Source organism: Variovorax monticola (assembly GCF_051216855.1).
GTDB lineage: Bacteria > Pseudomonadota > Gammaproteobacteria > Burkholderiales > Burkholderiaceae_C > Variovorax.
In genome coordinates this window covers 59,278-76,488 of the sequence record NZ_JBPJZP010000011.1, presented here as the reverse complement: position 1 = coordinate 76,488, position 17,211 = coordinate 59,278, and the positions used below count along the sequence as shown (strand labels likewise).

The window sequence follows — 17,211 nt, the reverse complement described above, 5'->3', positions numbered from 1 at the left end:
CTTCGATTATGCACCGACTTTTCAATCAGCGTCAACTTCAAAGAAGCTTTTTTCCACCCAACCAACTCGCAATCAGCTCCGAAGAACCCACCGCTTCAACCACCTTGCAGTGACTGTCAGTCGAGCCCTCAAGTATATGCCAGGATTTAAGCCCGTCGAAGCAAACCGAACAAATATTGCGGTCAAGTGGCCCCTGAACTGGAGAGCCCGCACCGAGCCTTGCCAACCCGCACAGGTGCCTCCTCCGATAATCCATGCCACATGGCACTCATCACACTCCTCGACGCCCAATTGGCGTTCGGTCACGTCCCCCTGCTAGATCACGCGGACTTCTCTCTTCTGGAATCGGAGCGCATCGGCCTGATCGGCCGCAACGGCGCCGGCAAGTCATCGATGCTCAAGATATTGGGTGGACTTGAGAAGACAGACGACGGCACCCTTCAGCTGCAGCAGAACCTGCGCGTGGCCTACGTCGCCCAGGAACCCGTCCTCGACATGGACGCCGACGTGTTCACGGCCGCCAGCCAGGGCCTGGCCGAGGTCATCGCCGTGCGCGACCTCTATCTCTCCGGCGCGGACGACCTCGACCTCGACGCCCTCCAGTCGAAGATCGAAGCCTTCGATGCCTGGAACTGGGAGCAGCGCGTCGAAGAGACGCTGCACCGCCTCCACCTCGACCGCAATGCGCGCGTCGGCTCCCTCTCCGGCGGCACCCGCAAGCGTGTCGCCCTGGCCCAGGCCCTGGTGGCCGCCCCCGACGTCCTTCTGCTGGACGAGCCCACCAACCACCTGGACCTCGACTCCATCGAGTGGCTCGAACAGCTGCTGATCGACTTCAAGGGCAGCGTCGTCACCATCACCCACGACCGCAGCTTCCTGAACCGCGTGGCCACCCGCATCGTGGAGCTGGACCGCGGCAAGCTGAACTCCTACCCCGGCAACTTCGAGCAATACCTCCTGCAGAAGGAAGAGCAGCTCGCCCAGGAGGCCGTGATCAGCGCCAAGGCCGACAAGCTGCTGGCCCAGGAAGAAATCTGGATCCGCAAGGGCGTGGAGGCGCGGCGCACCCGCAGCCAGAGCCGCATCACCCGCCTGCAGGACCTGCGCGCCAGCCGCACTTCGCGCCGCGAGGTGCAGGGCAGCGTGAACATGGACGTGGCGTCCGGCCAATCCAGCGGGAAGATCGTGGCCGAGCTCACCGAGGCCACCAAGTCCTTCGGCGAGAAGACCGTCATCCGCAACTTCAGCGGCACCATCCTGCGCGGCGACAAGGTCGGCCTGCTCGGCCCCAACGGCGCAGGCAAGACCACGCTGCTGAAGCTGATTCTGGGCGAGCTCGAACCCGACAGCGGCAAGATCCGCCGCGGCACCAACCTGCAGGTGGCGTACTTCGACCAGATGCGCGACAAGCTCGACCTCGACGCCACGCTGGAAGACTTCATCAGCCCCGGCAGCGAGTGGATCGAGATCGGCAACCAGCGCAAGCACGTCAAGAGCTATCTCTCCGACTTCCTCTTCTCCCCCGCGCGCGCCAACTCCCCCGTGCGCTCGCTCAGCGGCGGCGAACGCAACCGCCTGCTGCTGGCCCGGCTGTTCGCCCGCCCGGCCAACGTGCTGGTGCTCGACGAACCGACCAACGACCTCGACATCGATACGTTGGAGCTACTCGAAAGCCTGCTGCAGGACTACGACGGCACCGTGTTCCTCGTGAGCCACGACCGCACCTTCCTGGACAACGTGGTGACCAGCACCATCGCCTACGAAGGCGACGGCCGCTGGCGCGAGTACGAAGGCAGCGTGCAGGACTGGCTGATCCAGTCCAAGCGCGCCCGCGAGATCGCCGAGCAGCGCACGGCCGCGGCCCCCACCCCGGCGTCAGCCCCCGCACCCGCTGCCCAAGCCCCCGCTCCCAAGGCGGCGGGCGCCCGCAAGAAGCTCTCCTATAAAGAGCAGCGTGAACTCGAAGCCCTGCCCGCCCAGATCGCAGCGCTCGAAGGCGAGCAGAAGCGCATCACGGAAATGCTCGAACTCGACGGCGGCGCCCTCTACGCCGCCGATGCCTCTCGCGCCACCGAACTTGCCGAGCGCCACGCCACGATCGACGACGAATTGCTCGCCGCCCTCGAGCGCCAGGAAGAACTCGGCGTCACGCGCTGAAGCGCCGGTGCCGGTCGTCCGCCCGTCCGACGCGCGGCGGGCGCCGACTAGGCTATACAAGCGGTTACCTCTCCCACGCTTCGAGAACGACCGCATGCCTTCTTCCTTCCACGCGTTTTTTCGCCGCTCCACCGCGCTCCTGGCGCTGCTGATCCTGGGCGCCTGCGCGCAACTGCCGCAGAACGTCGAGCGGCCCGTCTCCACCGCGATCGCTGCCCCGGCCACCGGCACCGCGCTGGCCGACCTGGTGCAGCAGCGACGCCAGGCCGACAAGGCCCGCTACGAATCGGGCTTCCTGCTGCTGGGCGGGCCGCAGGCCGCCTACGGCAGCCGGCTCGCGCTGATCGAAGGCGCCCAGAAGACGCTGGACCTGCAGTACTACGCCATTCACGCCGACGCCAGCACCGCCCGCCTGGTGCGCGGCCTGCGCACGGCCGCCGAGCGCGGCGTGCGGGTGCGGGTGCTGCTCGACGACTTCCACACCACCGGGCGCGACGCCCTGGTGCTGGGACTGGCCTTCATCCCGAACATCCAGATGCGGCTGTTCAACCCGCTGGCCGGTTCGCGCGATTCCAGCTTCAGCCGCCTGTTCAATTCGATCGACGACGCCTCGCGCATCCAGCAGCGCATGCACAACAAGCTGTTCCTGGCCGACAACGTGCTCGCCGTCGCCGGCGGGCGCAACCTGGGCGACGCCTACTTCGGCAACGCCACCACCGGCAACTTCGTCGATGTCGACGTGCTGGCCGCCGGCCCGATCGTGCAGGACCTGTCGCGCAGCTTCGACAGCTACTGGAACAACGAGCGCGCCTACCCCGTGCAGTCGCTGGTCACGCGCGAAGAGCTGCAGGCGACGCGCGAGCGCGCGAGCAAGGCCGACCAGGAACTGCTTGCGCAGGCCGCCCGCGATCCGGACGACAAGCCCGGCGCCGACGCGCCCCCCACGCCCGAGCAGCGCGCCCGCGCCTGGGACGAGAAAGCGCTCGACCTGCGCACCGCCACCTTCGTCTGGGCGCCGGCCGTGATGCTGGCCGACAAGCCCGGCAAGATCGCCGCCGATTCCGTCTCCGGCCCCGACAGCGCGAAGGCGCCGGGCCTCGTGGTCAGCCAGCCCGATGACAAGGCAAGCACCTCGCGCGGCGTGGCCTCGCTGGAAGCCGCCTCCGACCTGGCCGCCAACGGCGACACGGTGGTCGAAGGCCTGCTGCAGATGATCGGCCAGGCGCGCGCCGACCTGCTCATCATTTCGCCCTACTTCGTGCCCGGCAAGGACATGCTGCAGGCGTTCTCGGCGGCGCGTGCGCGGGGTGTGCGCATTCGCGTGCTGACCAACTCGCTGGCGTCCAACGACGCGCCGGTGGCCCATGTGGGCTACGCGCGCCACCGCGAGGCGCTGCTGAAGATGGGCATCGAGCTGTACGAACTGCGCAGCGAGCAGACCAACTTCGGCAGCGTCTTCGGCTCGACGGGACGCAGCGGCAGCGGAACAGGCAGCCTCGCCGGCGCCTCGCGCGCCATGCTGCACTCCAAGGTGCTGGTGATGGACGGCCGGCTGCTGGTGGTCGGCTCGATGAACCTCGACCTGCGCTCGCAGCTGCAGAACACCGAGATCGCGCTGCTGATCCGCAGCACCGAGCTGTCGCGCGCGGCGTCCGAGCAGATCGAGCGCGGCATGACCGAGCGCTCGTGGCATGTGGAGCTGGTCGACGGCGCGCTGGTGTGGCGCGCCCCCAAGGACAGCAAGCTGCCCGACGCCACCTCCGAGCCCGACACCAGCGCCACGCTGCGGCTGATGCTCAAGCTCTTCGGGCCGCTCGCGCCCGACGAACTGCTCTAGAAACCGTCGACCGGGGATCGGTGCGTCAGTGCTTGTGCGCCGCGCCGGCGGCATCGGCCCCTTCGGGCGCGCCCACCGGCAGCGACACGTCCAGCGCGGTCTTCACGCCCTTGGCGTCCTCGAACTTCAGCGTGAACGGCACGGTCGCGCCCTTGGCCAGCGCGCCCTTCAGGTCCATCATCATCACGTGGTAGCCGCCGGGCTTGAGCTCGACGGTCTGGCCCGCGGGCAGGTCGAGGCCGCCCGGCAGTTCGCGCATCTTCATGACGTCGCCTTCCATCTTCATCTCGTGCACTTCGGCCGTGCCCGCCGCCGGGGTCGCGATGCCCACCAGCTTCGTGCCGGTGGGCGCGGTCAGCTTCATGAAGGCGCCCGTGCCGCTCTGGCCCGGCACCGACTGGCGCACCCAGCCATCGCGCACATCGACCGTGGCCACGCCCTGCGCCACCACGTTCAGTCTGGCGGCCGGGCTCTTCAGGCCCGCCGTCGAATTGCCCGAGGCCGGCACCTCGGCCCAGTCGACCGCGCCGGTGTCGCAGGTCTGCAGCACCTTGAACCACAGCGTGCCGGGCGCGGCGGGCACCTTGCCGCGCAGCACGAACTCGGCGCGCTCGCTGCCGGGCAGCGCATTGCCGGGCGTCTCGGCGGTCCAGCGCACCTCGCCGTCACCGTTCTTGCTCACGTCGAGCTTCCAGCCCTTGCGCGCCTGCGCGTCGCTCAGCACGAAGCCCTTGGGCAGGCGCACCGCCAAGCCGGTGGTGGCCTTGGCGCCTTCGCAGGCGTGGCCGACGCGGAAGGCGGCGTTGTAGTCGCTGCCCACGGTGGCGCCGCCCGGCGGCAGCGTGACGTGCGCAAAAACAGCGCTAACGCCCGTCAACATTGCGCATGCCGCTATGGTTTTGAGAGTGACCATCGATTTCGTCGTCATGTCGTGTCGTCCTTGCAGGTGGAATGAGAGAGTCAAAGGTCGAACTTGAGTTCGGCCACGTAGGTGCGTTGCGGGTACGGGTGGAAGGCCCAGTACTTGTTGTTGTTCAGGTTGTCGATGCCGAAGGACGCGCTCCACTGCCGGTCGATCCGGTAGCGTATGCGCGCGTCGACCACGAAGAACTTCGAGAAGCCCATGTACGCGGCACCGTTGGGGTCGCTGTTGTCCAGCGTGCCGTACTGCTTGCCGCTGTAGCGCGCGCCGACGGTGTAGCTCCACCGGGCGTCGGGCCGGTACGTGGCCAGCACGGTCGCGCGCACCTTGGGCACGCGCGGCTGGTCATGGCCGACGCTCGCCGGGAAGCCGCTGTTGGCGGCGATCTTCGAGCGGGTCAGCGTGAGGCTGCCGCTCAGGTCGAAGCCCTGCACGCCCACGTCGACCGCGTTCAGCGCCGCTTCGAGCCCGCGCGTGCGGATGGCGTCCACGTTCTGCACCGTGCTCACCAGGTTGTTGAGCGCCTGGCTGTACAGCGCGTCCTTCGTGTTCTCGAAGAACAGCGTGGTGCGCAGCACGCCGTCCAGGCCCCAGCCCTTCAGGTCGCGCTCGGCGCTGAGCTCGGTGGTCCACGAGCGCTCGGGGCGCAGGGCGGGGTTGGTGTTGACGATGCGGTTCCCGTCGATCGAGCCCTGGTAGAGCTCGCTCACCGTCGGCATGCGCACCGCGCGGCCGGTCGAGGCCTTCAGCAGCCAGTCGGACGTGGCCTGCCAGGCAACGGCGGCCTTGGGCGAGTCGTAGCTGTTCTTGCGCGGCGCGAAGTTCAGCAGCGTGGCCGCGTTGCCGAGCTGGCCGCCGTACGCCTCCCAGCGCTCGTGGCGCAGGCCGAGCGTGGTCTTCCAGTCCTTCGCGAAGCGCCAGGTGTCCTGCACATAGAGCGACTGCAGCCGGGTGTTGCCGTTGAACGCCGAGAACGGCGTGACCGGCGAACCGTTGAGCCAGTCGAGCGTGTTGCCGACATTGGTGCGCAGGCGCGCCGTGTCCTGCTGGAAGCCGAAGTCGACCACGTGCGCGCCCACGCCCTCGACCGAGCCGGTGGGGCGCCAGGTGCCCGCCGCCTTGAAGGTGTTCCAGCCGGAGCCGCCCATGTCGGTGGTGCGGCCCGGGCCGCCGTTGAAGGCGCCCGGCAGCGGCGTGGTCGGCGTGCGCGAGGTGTCGCTCGCATAGTCGAACAGGCTGGCCGCCACCTCCCAGTCGAACACGCCGCCCGTGTGGCTCTTCACCGAGAGGCCGTGCATGTAGTGCGTGAGCGCGGTCTCGGTCGGCGCGAGCGCGGCACTCGGCGCATCGAGGTTGTAGGTGCGCCCGCCGATGTTCACCCGCCCGCCGTACACCGGCCGGCCGAGCGCGTCGCGCAGCCAGGTGTCGACGCTGCCGTGCGTGGTGTTGTTCCAGGCGCCCAGCGTGTAGGTGGCGCGCACCGTGGGCGAGAAGTCGTAGGCCACCTTGAGCTTGGCCTGCTCCTGCGTGGTGTCGTAGATGGTGGAGCCGCCCACCAGCCACCACGGCTGGTTCGACGGGTTCAGCCCGAGCACCGCGCCGGTGACCGGCGTGCCCGCGTTGCCCAGCGTGCCCGCGCTCACCAGCCGGTTGCCGAACACCAGCGCCTGGCCCTTGCTGTGGGTGCGCGAGGCGCTCAGCCACCACGACCAGTCGCCGCTGCGGCTGCCCAGCGACAGGTCCAGCTGCTGGCCGGCCGGCGAGGAATGGCTGTTGTACAGGTCGAAGTTCGACACGAAGCCGCTGAGCTTGACGTGCGCCTCCAGCTGCGTGGGCATGCGCGTCACGTAGTCGACCACCGCGCCCACCGAATTGCCCGGGTACGCGGCGGAAAACGGCCCGTAGAGCACGTCGACCCGCTCGATTTCTTCGGGCGACACCATGCCCCAGCGCGGCGCATAGGTGGCGCCGTTGCCCAGCGGGTTCGACAGCATGATGCCGTCGGCGAACACCATCGAGCGCGCGCTGTTGCCCGTGCCCGAGGCGCGGGTGGCAAGCACGGCGTGGTTGAAGTCGCCGATGTAACGCTTGCGCACCACCAGGCTGGGCAGGTACTTGAGGGCGTCTTCGCTGTCGGTGGCGTTGACGGTCTCCACGATCTGGTCGTGCGTCACGCCTTCGATGGTGGTCGGGATCTGCGCGGGCAGCGAGGTCGGGCGGCCGCCGCTCACGGTGACGGTGCTGAGCGCGCGGCCGTTGCCGGCGGCTTCAGGGGCGTCGGCAACGCTGGCCTGCTGGGCCAGCGCGGGCGCGCCGAAGGGGAATGCCATGGCGATCGCCAGGGCGCGGGAATGCTTTTTCAAGGGGAACCTTCTCCACGAAACTTCGAGCCAAAAATGCCGCTTACGCACGTCGGTCGTGTGTAAGCAGCTATGGTTTTGAGAGCGTCAGGAGAAAGTCGGGGGCCCGCGCGCCGGCAGCGGCGCGGCGGTGGCCGCGGCCAGGCGCGCGGCGGGAATCGACTGGACTACGCGGCCCAGCGGCAAGGGAAGGTCGAAAGCGGGCACCGCCAGGGCCGGCGGCGGTGCGCCGGTCAGCACGCACAGCGGGCAGTCCATATGGGAGGCGCCGAGTTCCTGCGCGCCGCTCTCGGTGTGGACCACCACCTTGATGGAGCCGACGCTGGAGCACACCAGCTCCATCGCCTGCGGATGCACCAGCGGCGACGCCACCGCCACGCCCAGCGACAGCACGAACCACAGCAGCACCCCGCGGCCGATGAGGCCGAGAAAGCGGGTGGGGTGGCGCAGCGCGTGCATGGGCGGTCGCGATTATCTGCGCACTTTGCCCTTGGCGGCAGGGGCCGCGGCCTTGGATGCCGCCTTGGCGGGCGCCTTGGCCGTGGCTTTGCCGCCCTTGGCCGCGGGCGCTGCCTTGGCCGATTTACCGCCCTTGGCCGACGCGGCCGGTGCGCCCTTTTGCCCGTTCTGCCCGCGCTGGCCCTTCACCGCCTTGCCGCCGCGCGCAGCAGCCCTGGGGGCCGGCGAAGGTGCAGCGAGCGCGGCCATGGGCGCCGCGGTCTGCGCCTGCGCGTCGGTCAGCACCGGCGTTACCGTGAAGCCGCGCGCCGCCATCAGCGTGGGCAGCCCCTGCGGGCCGATCATGTGCAGCGCGCCCACGGCCGCGAACACGCCCTTGCCGCCGGCGTGCAGGCGCTCGATGCCGTCGGCCAGGTTCGGGTTGCGGTCGTCGAGCAGGCGCTTCGTCAGGCGCTGCTCGGCGGGGGTGTTGAGGCAGTCGCACCAGTCGGCATAGCGGCCCAGCTTGCCCGCGTCGCTGCGCGCCCACACGTCGGCCAGCTCCTTCAGCTGGCCGCGCAGCTTGCCCGACTCCAGCTCGTCGAGCGCGGCGTCGATCTGCTCGCCTTCTTCGGCCTCGGACTCGCCCGTGAGCACCTTCAATTGCGCGGCCGCGCTTTCGAGCGCGACGATCGGTTTGTTGCTGTTGCGGGCGGACACCGCCAGCGTTTCGTCCACGCCGAACTCGGGGTAGAGCCCGTCGGCGCGCGCCACCAGGCCGGCCAGCGCCGTCACCTGCAGGATGGGCTGCAGCTTCGACAGCGCCCCCGGCGGCACGCAGGCCTCGGCGTTCTGGCGCGCCAGCCGGCGGGCGCGCTCGCCGCTGAGCACACGCGCCACCAGCGCGGGGTCGGCCGGCTGGGCCATGGCGGCGGTGGTGGCCTCGTCGCGCGAATCGAGCTCGAGCGCGAGGGTGTCGCTTTGCGTCAGCGCCTTCTGGATGGTCGGGCCGGGCCGCACCCAGTCGCCGCGGCCGATGTGGATGGTGCCGTAGAGCCACGAGGTGCGCCCGTCGCGCTCGATGCGCCAGAGCATGCCGCGGTCGACGCCGTTGCGCAGCGCGGTGCCGGGCTTCTCCAGGCTGGCGATGGCCGAGGGCGGGCAGGCGGCGTGCGCCGCGGCGAATGTAAAGACGCAGCAGGCGCCCGCCAGGAGTTGGCGCGGCAGCCGCTGGAGGTTTTGCACGAGGCGCGCAGGCGCCGAAAAATCGATGTTGCGCATGTGCGCAACCAGAGTCCGGAGTATCCGCAAGGCTTGCTCCACGATGAAAGAAAGTCCGGCATTCTCACAGCACCGCTGCCCATAATCCGAAACCATGCAGAGCATCTTCCACCTTGCCTTTCACGTTCGTGACCTCAACGGCGCCCGCCGCTTCTACGGCGGCGTCCTCGGTTGCGCCGAGGGCCGCAGCACCGACACCTGGGTCGATTTCGACTTTTTCGGCCACCAGATTTCGCTTCATCTCGGCGAGCCCTTCGCCACCGCCCGCACCGGCCGCGTCGGCGACGTGATGGTGCCGATGCCGCACTTCGGCCTTGCGCTCGCCCTGCCCGACTGGCAGGCCCTGGCCGGGCGCCTGGAGGCCGCCGGCACCGAGTTCCTGCTGAAGCCGCAGGTGCGCTTCGAAGGCCAGCCCGGCGAGCAATGGACCATGTTCTTCCACGACCCCTTCGGCAATCCGATCGAGGTCAAGGGATTCCGTTCCCTGGCCACGCTCTACGACAAGTGACCTCCCGCCACGCCGCCCCACGCAGACCCGCCGCTGTGCCGGGCACTGCGGGGCGCCTGTTGCGGCTCGGTCTGGCGGCGCTCCTGCCCCTGTGCTGCGCGGCCGCGGCGCATGCGCAGCAGGACTGCGAGCTCAACGGCCGCAGCGTGAACCCGGCCAACGGCGCCACCACGGCAGGCAAGACCGGCCTGCTGCGCTGCAAGGACCGCGAAACCGGCGAGCTGCAGCGCGAGGAGCAGTTGCAGAACGGCGTGTCCATGGGCCTGGTGCGCATCTACGAGAAGGGCAAGCTGGCCAAGGAGCAGAGCGTCAACGCCAAGGGCAACGTCCAGGGCCGTGCGCGCGAGTTCTCGCCCACGGGCAAGGTGCTGCGCGAGGCCACCTACGACGACGGCCAGGAGCGCGGCCTGGTGCGCAGCTTCTACCCCGACGGCAAGCTGCGCCGTGCCGTGTTCTACCCCGACACGGGCAACGGCAGCGAGCGCGCATCGGTCGAGTTCACCGAGCGCGGCCAGCTGTCGGCGCTGCGCTGCGCCGACGCGCCCACGCTGGCGCCGGTGGTCGACGACGCCAAGCTGTGCGGCTTCGCCGGCGTCGGCCCGTCGCAGGTCGATCTGTTCGATGCGCGCAGCAGCCTGCGCTCGCGGCTGTCGTACGTGTCGGGCAAGCGCGTGCGTTCGCAGAGCTTCTACGACAACGGCAAGACTGCGGTGCTCGACGAAACGGTCGGCAACCAGCGCACCGAGCAGAACTATTCGTCGGAGGGCGTGAAGCGCCGCGAAACGGTGTACCTGCTGGCCGAGCGCACCAGCGTGCGCATCCGCGAGCAGGCCTTCTCGGAAAAAGGCACGCTGGTGCGCGACCAGCGCTGGAGCAGCGCGGGCGAGCCGACCGCCGACGACAGCTATTACCTGAACGGCCAGCCGACCAGCAAGTCGGCCTACAGCGGCGGCACCGGCGATGGGCGCACGGTGGACATCACCGAGTTCTACGACAGCGGCGAGCGCGCCGCGCAGGGCCGCTACCGGGTCATGGGCCGGGGCCGGCAGATCCCCGAGGGCACCCACCAGCGCTTCAGCGAAAAGGGCACGCTGCTTGCCGAATCGACCTTCGACGCCAAGGGCCGAATCACGCGCGAGCGCACCTGGAGCGAGAACGGCGAATTGCAGCGCGACGACGAGGTCTTCGAAGACGGCTCGCGCAAGGCATTCTCCCGTTAGAGAGAACGCCGCCGGCTTCAGTCCAGCTTGATACCGGCCTGCTTGATGATCGGGCCCCAGCGCTTCGATTCGGCGCGCGACAGCGCGGCGAACTGCGCCGGCGTGCCGGGCATGGCTTCCATGCCGAAATCGTCGAAGCGCTTCTGCACCGCCGGCGTGCCGAAGGCCTTGTTCAGGTCGGCGTTGAGCTTGTTCACCACCGCCGGCTGCAGGTTGGCCGGGCCCAGGATGCCCTGGAACGCGAACACCTCGGAGTTGGGCACGCCCACCTCGGCCAGCGTCGGCACATTGGGCATCAGCTTGTTGCGCGCACCCGAGCCGATGGCCAGCACGCGCACCTTGTTGCTCTGCATGATCCCCAGGCCCGAAGCCAGGTCGAGGAACATGCACGGCACCTGTCCGCCCATCACGTCGGCCATGGCCGGCGCGGCGCCGCGGTACGGAATGTGGGTGATGAAGGTGCCGGTGCGCACCTTGAACATTTCCATCGCCAGGTGGTGCGGCGAGCCGTTGCCCGGCGACGCGTAGTTCACCTTGCCGGGGTTGGCCTTCACGTAGGCCAGGAACTCCTTGAACGTCTTGGCGGGGAAGTCAGGGTGCACCACCAGCGCCAGCGGGAACTTGCCGATCGCGCCGATGTACGTGAAGTCTTTTTCCGGGCTGAACGGCAGCTTGCTGAACAGGTGCTCGTTGAAGGCCAGCAGGGCGTTGTCGGCCGACAGGATGGTGTAGCCGTCGGGCTTGCTCTTGGCGACGAAGTCGGCGCCGATGTTGGTCGAGGCGCCCGGGCGGTTGTCGACCACGATCTGCTGGCCCAGCGTCTGGCGCATCGATTCGGCCAGCACGCGCGCGATCACGTCGGTGCCCCCGCCCGCCGGGTACGGCACGACCCACTTGACGAGTTGCTGGGGGTAGTCCTGCGCGTGGGCGAAGGGCGAGGCGGCCACGGCGGCGCCGGAGGCGAGCGTGGCGAGAAGGGTGCGGCGATCCATGGATCAGTCTCCAGTTGTAGATGTCGGGAAGCTTGCTTGTTTCACGAAGCGGACAGCGATGGTACGGGCAGCGCGTGCAGTGCGTCGGCCAGCGCGGCGCGGCAGCGCGCCTCGTCGCCGACCTGCTCGAACAGCAGCAGTGCCAGGCGCGCGAGGAACAGCGACTCGCGCTCGGCGCCCGCCTCGCTGATGGCGCGCGCGCACTCGGCATAAAGGCGGTCGCGGGCGTCGGGGTGCAGGGGTGGGTTGGTCATGCGCGGAGCTCCTGTTCGGTCGATGCAGCCGATGCGGCGCGTGCCAGTGCGGGCTGCAGGGCGCCCGCGGGCAGGCGGTGCCAGCGCGCGGCCACATGGCCGTCGGGGCGCAGCAGGTAGACCGCGCCGTCCTGCGCGCCGAGTGCGTCGAACACGGCAGGCGCCGCGTGCGCATCTGCGCCGTCGGTGCCCGGGCTGGCGACGGTGCGCACGACGAAGGGCAGCGCGCCCTGCTGCGCCGCCGCGATGTCTGCCGCCGGCGGCAGCGCCACCTCGGGCCGCAGCACCAGCAGCGTGAAGGCCGGCGCGATCAGGTCCGTGAGGTGGCCGCGTGCCAGCTGCTGCTCGGGCATCACCTCGCCCGGCAGCGGGCCGGCCGTCCACGTCATAGACGCGTCGCCCTCGCTCGACAGCGGCGAATCGGCATAGCGCACGGCCTGCGTCTGGCGCGGGTTGATGAGCTGCGCAATGCCGCGGTGCGCCTCCGACAGCGACAGCGCCGCCTCGCGCAGCAGGTCGAAGCCGCGCGACGGCGGCGACATGAACTCGGTGCTGCGCATCGCGTTCTCGGCGTTCACATGGAAGGCCGCGATGCGCTCCTGCGAGTACGAGTCGAGCAACGCCGCGTCCGACAGTCCCTTGGCCACCAGGGCCAGCTTCCAGCCCAGGTTGTCCGCGTCGTCGAAGCCCGAGTTGAGCCCGCGCACGCCGAAGATCGGCATCGCGTGCGCCGCGTTGCCCGCGAACACGACACGCCCGTGCCGGTAGCTGTCGAGCGTCATCGCGCCCGCGCGGTAGACCGAGGTCCACACCGTCTTCCACGGCAGGTGCCGTTCGCCGATGGCATCGAGGTGTCGCTGCACGAACTCGGCCACGGCAGGCGGCTGCAGCGCTTCTTCGGTGCTCTGGCCGGGGCGCAGCTGGTAGTCGATGCGCCAGATGTCGTCGGGCTGGCGGTGCATGAGCACGGTCGAGCCGGGGTTCCACGGCGGGTCGAACCAGGCGCGGCGCTCGGTCGGGTGGCCGCTGTGCAGCTCGATGTCGATGATCACGTAGCGGCCTTCGTAGCCCGTGCCCTCCAGCGCGAGCCCCAGCGCCTTGCGCACGAAGCTCTGGCCGCCGTCGCACGCCGCGAGCCACTGGCCCTGCAGGCGGTAGGTGCCCTGTGCATTGCGCACGTCGAGCGTCACGCCGTCGTCGTCCTGCGCGAGGCCGGCGAGTTCGGTGCCCCAGCGGATGTCGATGAGCCCCGGCGTCTGCTCGTTGCGGCGGAAGATTTCCTCCAGCAGGTAGTGCTCGGCGTAGTACTGCTCCAGGTTGATCATCGGCGGCAGCTTCTGCTGCGCGTCGTGCGGCATCTCGAAGCGGAACACCTCGGCCGTCTTGTAGTAGCTGCGCCCGCCGGTCCACGGCAGGCCCTTGGCCAGAAAGCTGTCCAGCACGCCGAGCCGCGCCATGATTTCCAGGCTGCGCCGCGAGATGCAGGCCGCACGGCTGCCCACGCACACCGTGTCGTCGGCCTCGAGGATCACGCAGCGCACGCCGTGGTTCGCCAGGCCCAGCGCCAGCGCCATGCCGACCGGCCCGCCGCCGGCGATCACCACGGGGTGGCGGCCGGGCTCGACCCCGCCGTGTTCGCCCTGCTCCAGCGGCGGCGTCCACGGCTTGTAGCGCGTGTAGTGGAAACCGCCCACGGAGGGCGGCAGTTCGGTGGCGCTGGCCGGCGGCGGCATGGGGCCGCTGGCGGCATCGCCCGGGGCGGCTGCGGAAGGGTTCGTCATGCGACGGGATTGTCCCGATGCGCGGGCCGCGGCAATGTCATAACTTCGTACGAGGTACTTACCCTCGGTCGATTTCACCCACCCCGCCTCCCCTTCCGCACTCTCCCCGCATGAGACGCTGGCGCCTCCATCCCACCGACACCCCGCTGGCCGCCGCCGTGGTCGGCGACGTGCTGTCCGGCGTGGGCACGGCGCACCTGGCCACCAGCTACCTGAAGGCCATGCAGCGCCTGATGCCGGTGACCTTCTGCACCGTGTTCGCGGTGAGCGCGGCGGGGCGCATCGAGGCCGTGTCGGCCGCCAGCAGCTACGGCAGCACGGCCGAGCGCACGTCGGAGCGCTACGTCGCGCAGCGCTTCGACCAGCTCGACCCCAACATGGCCTGGCTTGCCGCGCGCAAGCTGCCGCGGCGCGCCCAGCTGTGGCTGGGCCACCAGCGCGCCGACGAGGTGGCCGACCCGGCCTACCGCGCGGCCTGCTACGGCGACGTGGGCATCCGCGAGCGCGCGTCGGTGCTGTTGCTGCTGCCGACCGGGCAGCGCGTGGCCGTGAGCTTCTACCGCAGCCTGGCGCAGCCGGAGTTCGGCGCGGAAGATTTCGCGTTGATCGAAACGCACGCCACGCTGCTGGCCGACGCCACCGCGGCGCACGGACGCAGCGCGGTGGCGGTGCGTGGCGCGGTGGAACCGGCCCTCGCCTCGCGCCTGCTGACCTTGAGCCTGCGCGAGCGCGAGGTCATCGGCCACCTCATGGCGGGCAGGACGGCGAAGGAGGCCGCACGGCAGATCGGCGTGGAGCTGACCACCGTGCGCACGCATCAGTACCGGGCCTTTCGGCGGCTCGGCATCCGTTCGCAAAAGGAACTGCTGATGCGGCTGACGCCCGGCGCGTAGCGCTTACTTGGCCGCGTCCAGGCGCTTCTGCATGCGCGCCGAGCGCTCGGCCGATGGCGGATGCGAGCTCATGAGCGAACTGCCGGAGCCGCCGCCGCCGAGCTTGGCCAGCTTGTCGAAGGCGCTGACCAGCCCCTTGCGCTCGAGCTTGCGTTCGGTGAGCAGGTCGAACGAATAGTTGTCGGCCGCGCTTTCGTTGGCTTGCGAGAACTGCGCGTTGACGAACTTCTCACCCAGGTCGCCGGCCTGCGACTGGGACAACTGGGCCGCGACGCCGCCGGCGGCGCCGGCCAGTCCGCGCACGGCCGAGGCGGCGTAGGCGGTCTGCATGCGCGACTTCGAGTGGCCCAGCGCCACGTGGCCGATTTCGTGGCCGATCACGCCGCGCAGTTCGTCGTCGTTCATCAGGTCCATGAGGCCGCTGTAGACGCGGATGCAGCCGTTGGCCATGGCCCAGGCATTGACGTCCTTGGTCATGTAGACCTTGTAGTTGGCCGTCTTGCCGTTCACGGCGGTGGGCATCTGCTTGACGACCTGGGCCAGGCGCGTGGCGTAGCGGCTGCCGGCGGGCGCGATCTGGTTCTTCTGGTCCATGGCGGTGCAGGACTGGTCGGACATCGTGGTGACATCGGCGTCGCTCAGCGACATGGCCTTGAAGGCCGAACCGCCCGCCTGGGTGAGCGCGCCGGTGTCGGCGTTCTTCAGGGTTTCGCAGCCCGAAAGGGCGAAGGCCGCGACGGCGGCGGCAACAGACAAATAACGCATTGGAAAACTCCCGTTTTTTCTTGGTATGAATGGCGGCCGCGGAACGCAGCCGCCGGACGCGCTGCCGGACGAAATTGAAGACTCGTCTCAGCAGCGGCAGGATCATAGCCATGGCAAACGGGCCGCTCTCGGGGAGCGGAGGCGACGACCAGCCCCGTTGATCAAACGCCGATCATCAAGAACGCGTTTCGAACATGAAGTTCGAACACATGCGTCATTTTTTCCAGCACGAGCGTTTCAGCGGCATTCGGGGCGTGCGACTTGTCCAGCGCGGCGCGGACCTTGCGCCATGCGGGCAACAACGCACGCGCCATCTTTGCGAACTCGGCCAGTGTTTCAGTCAGTCGAAAGCCGCAGTCCTCGCACAGCGCTTCCCAGGAATGGCGCCCCACGGAATCGAAGGTTTCTTCGTCCCCGATGAACAACGCCAAGCCGGTGTCGCCGTATGCGCGCACGCACAGCAGGTCGTAGAACGGCGCAAGACTGAAGCCCTTGTCGTCGATCAGCACCGAGACGTTCTTGGCATGCGCGTCCGAGTTGCCGAGCAGGTAGTTCAACATCACCCAACGCTGGAACTGCAACAGGTCGATGCCGCGCACGCCGAGTCCGCGCAAGGCCTTGGCCAGCAAGGGGATGCTGACCAACCCACCGGAGCGCTGGTATTTCCAGCCTGCGCCATGCCCCAGCAATTGGCAGCCGTCGATCTGGTGCAGGCTCACGATGTTGCCGGCCGCCAGCATGCTGGTCGTAGCGCTCGACCACATAGGCCGCCTCGGGAATGCGCAGCAGCCAGACGTCCGGCACCGGCAACCGGAGTGCGCGCGCCAGTTTCATGCACGCGAATTCGTTGATCGCGCTGGGGTGGTAGCGCGCCTGACGCGTATCGGGCTTGAGGATGTGGGTCGTCAGGGACTGGCCCACGCTGTCGCTCAGGCGCGCGGTAGCGGGGTCGAAACGCAGGCCCAACTTGTCCTGCGCGCCCGCCAGCGACATGGTCGCTTCGGCGTTGGACAGGAGCAGCGGCGTGTGGTCCCGCCCGGCCAGGCGCCGGCTCAATTCCTCGAACGGCAACGGACGGTATTCCTGCGCCGGCTGGGGGCGCGCCTCGCGTGGCAGCAGCGACAGCACACCCGGAAGCTCCGCGCCCAGCCGCCCCAACAATTCGAACGAAGACGCTCCGCGCAAATGGATGGCGCTGACGATGTCGTCGAGCGCTTCACCTTCGGGCAAAAGATTCTCGAAGAAGGACCGAACGACATGGCCGGTGTAGGGCTCGACGCCCAACGGAAATTGCGGCGCCAGCACATAGTGCCCCGGCTGTGCCATCCACTGGGGGTCGTACTCGAAGAAGTAATCGGCGGACGCATGGCCGAACCACCCCATCGGGCGGGCGTTGGCCCAGATGCGCAGCCGGATCATTCGACGCCCGCTCCGGTGTCTCGTTGCCAACCGTCCAGGTGGACTTGCAGCCCCAAGCCAGTCGCCAAGAGCAACAGTTTCGCCAAGGAGCAGCGGCCCGGGTCGCTTTCCGCATCGCGGATGAACGAAGGACTGACGCCGCACACCGATGCCGCTTGCGCGCGCGACAACCCTTGGCGTTTGCGCTCGGCCGTGAGCCTGGAGGCCAGCTTTGGGAGAGCGTCGGGGACGAGATGCATGATTTTGACCTTATGAGAGCATTATTGCTTGCAAATTAATCAAAACCACGAAATTTGTTCCTTCAGGAGCAAATCTGAAATTCATAGGAGTTTGACCTCAACAGGTCAAAACTTCTCGTTTTTTGAGTCTCATCGAGCAAATTGC

Annotated in this window: 15 protein-coding genes and 1 pseudogene; 5 read left to right on the top strand and 11 right to left on the bottom strand. The window is 68.8% G+C overall.

Annotation, left to right across the window (positions count from 1 at the left end; all coding sequences use genetic code 11):
* Window positions 1-261 precede the first annotated feature (261 nt).
* Window positions 262-2,157 (top strand): ATP-binding cassette domain-containing protein, encoded by a 1,896-nt coding sequence (locus ACSFA5_RS32120; RefSeq protein WP_435448100.1) that lies wholly within the window; start codon window positions 262-264, stop codon window positions 2,155-2,157.
* A 94-nt stretch (window positions 2,158-2,251) separates the two neighbouring features.
* Window positions 2,252-3,994, top strand: coding sequence for a phospholipase D family protein (locus ACSFA5_RS32115; protein WP_435448099.1), 1,743 nt, complete (start codon window positions 2,252-2,254; stop codon window positions 3,992-3,994).
* A 25-nt stretch (window positions 3,995-4,019) separates the two neighbouring features.
* Here the strand turns inward: ACSFA5_RS32115 and ACSFA5_RS32110 are convergent, their stop codons facing one another.
* From ACSFA5_RS32110 to ACSFA5_RS32095, 4 genes are all read right to left on the bottom strand, one after another.
* Window positions 4,020-4,874, bottom strand: a complete 855-nt coding sequence (locus tag ACSFA5_RS32110; RefSeq protein ID WP_435448098.1) for a copper chaperone PCu(A)C domain-containing protein — start codon at window positions 4,872-4,874, stop codon at window positions 4,020-4,022.
* Between the two features lie 80 nt (window positions 4,875-4,954).
* Entirely contained in the window at window positions 4,955-7,246 is a 2,292-nt protein-coding gene (locus ACSFA5_RS32105; RefSeq protein ID WP_435448102.1) for a TonB-dependent receptor, read from the bottom strand.
* A 117-nt stretch (window positions 7,247-7,363) separates the two neighbouring features.
* The gene (locus tag ACSFA5_RS32100) at window positions 7,364-7,735 is read right to left on the bottom strand and encodes a DUF2946 family protein (protein ID WP_435448097.1); all 372 of its coding nucleotides are present in this window, start codon (window positions 7,733-7,735) and stop codon (window positions 7,364-7,366) included.
* 12 nt (window positions 7,736-7,747) lie between these two features.
* Window positions 7,748-8,995: a TraB/GumN family protein gene (locus tag ACSFA5_RS32095; protein WP_435448096.1), complete on the bottom strand. Its 1,248-nt coding sequence runs from the start codon at window positions 8,993-8,995 to the stop codon at window positions 7,748-7,750.
* Window positions 8,996-9,089: 94 nt separating this feature from the next.
* Between ACSFA5_RS32095 and ACSFA5_RS32090 the strand changes: the two genes are divergently transcribed.
* Both ACSFA5_RS32090 and ACSFA5_RS32085 read left to right on the top strand, forming a co-directional pair.
* Entirely contained in the window at window positions 9,090-9,503 is a 414-nt protein-coding gene (locus tag ACSFA5_RS32090) for a VOC family protein (RefSeq protein WP_435448095.1), read from the top strand.
* Between the two features lie 35 nt (window positions 9,504-9,538).
* Window positions 9,539-10,723, top strand: a complete 1,185-nt coding sequence (locus tag ACSFA5_RS32085; protein WP_435448094.1) for a toxin-antitoxin system YwqK family antitoxin — start codon at window positions 9,539-9,541, stop codon at window positions 10,721-10,723.
* A gap of 17 nt (window positions 10,724-10,740) precedes the next feature.
* Here ACSFA5_RS32085 and ACSFA5_RS32080 read toward each other — a convergent pair whose 3' ends face one another.
* Genes ACSFA5_RS32080 through ACSFA5_RS32070 form a run of 3 tightly spaced genes read right to left on the bottom strand, consistent with a single transcriptional unit; the run spans window position 10,741 to window position 13,750 of the window.
* Window positions 10,741-11,715: a Bug family tripartite tricarboxylate transporter substrate binding protein gene (locus ACSFA5_RS32080; RefSeq protein ID WP_435448093.1), complete on the bottom strand. Its 975-nt coding sequence runs from the start codon at window positions 11,713-11,715 to the stop codon at window positions 10,741-10,743.
* 41 nt (window positions 11,716-11,756) lie between these two features.
* Window positions 11,757-11,969: a hypothetical protein gene (locus ACSFA5_RS32075; protein WP_435448092.1), complete on the bottom strand. Its 213-nt coding sequence runs from the start codon at window positions 11,967-11,969 to the stop codon at window positions 11,757-11,759.
* A complete protein-coding gene (locus ACSFA5_RS32070) occupies window positions 11,966-13,750 on the bottom strand; it encodes an FAD-dependent monooxygenase (RefSeq protein WP_435448091.1) in 1,785 nt (594 codons plus the stop codon). The genes ACSFA5_RS32075 and ACSFA5_RS32070 overlap by 4 nt, the downstream gene beginning before the upstream one ends.
* A 110-nt stretch (window positions 13,751-13,860) precedes the next feature.
* Between ACSFA5_RS32070 and ACSFA5_RS32065 the strand changes: the two genes are divergently transcribed.
* A complete protein-coding gene (locus ACSFA5_RS32065) occupies window positions 13,861-14,643 on the top strand; it encodes a helix-turn-helix transcriptional regulator (protein WP_435448089.1) in 783 nt (260 codons plus the stop codon).
* Between the two features lie 3 nt (window positions 14,644-14,646).
* On the opposite strand, the gene loiP is transcribed toward ACSFA5_RS32065, so the two are convergent.
* From loiP to ACSFA5_RS32045, 4 genes and pseudogenes are all read right to left on the bottom strand, one after another.
* Window positions 14,647-15,408: a metalloprotease LoiP gene (loiP, locus tag ACSFA5_RS32060; protein ID WP_435448088.1), complete on the bottom strand. Its 762-nt coding sequence runs from the start codon at window positions 15,406-15,408 to the stop codon at window positions 14,647-14,649.
* A gap of 161 nt (window positions 15,409-15,569) precedes the next feature.
* Window positions 15,570-16,148, bottom strand: a complete 579-nt coding sequence (locus ACSFA5_RS32055; protein WP_435448087.1) for a HipA domain-containing protein — start codon at window positions 16,146-16,148, stop codon at window positions 15,570-15,572.
* 49 nt (window positions 16,149-16,197) lie between these two features.
* Window positions 16,198-16,791, bottom strand: a pseudogene (locus tag ACSFA5_RS32050) (HipA N-terminal domain-containing protein); the annotation flags it as partial.
* A 32-nt stretch (window positions 16,792-16,823) separates the two neighbouring features.
* Window positions 16,824-17,066 (bottom strand): helix-turn-helix domain-containing protein, encoded by a 243-nt coding sequence (locus ACSFA5_RS32045; RefSeq protein ID WP_435448086.1) that lies wholly within the window; start codon window positions 17,064-17,066, stop codon window positions 16,824-16,826.
* Between the last annotated feature and the right edge of the window lie 145 nt (window positions 17,067-17,211).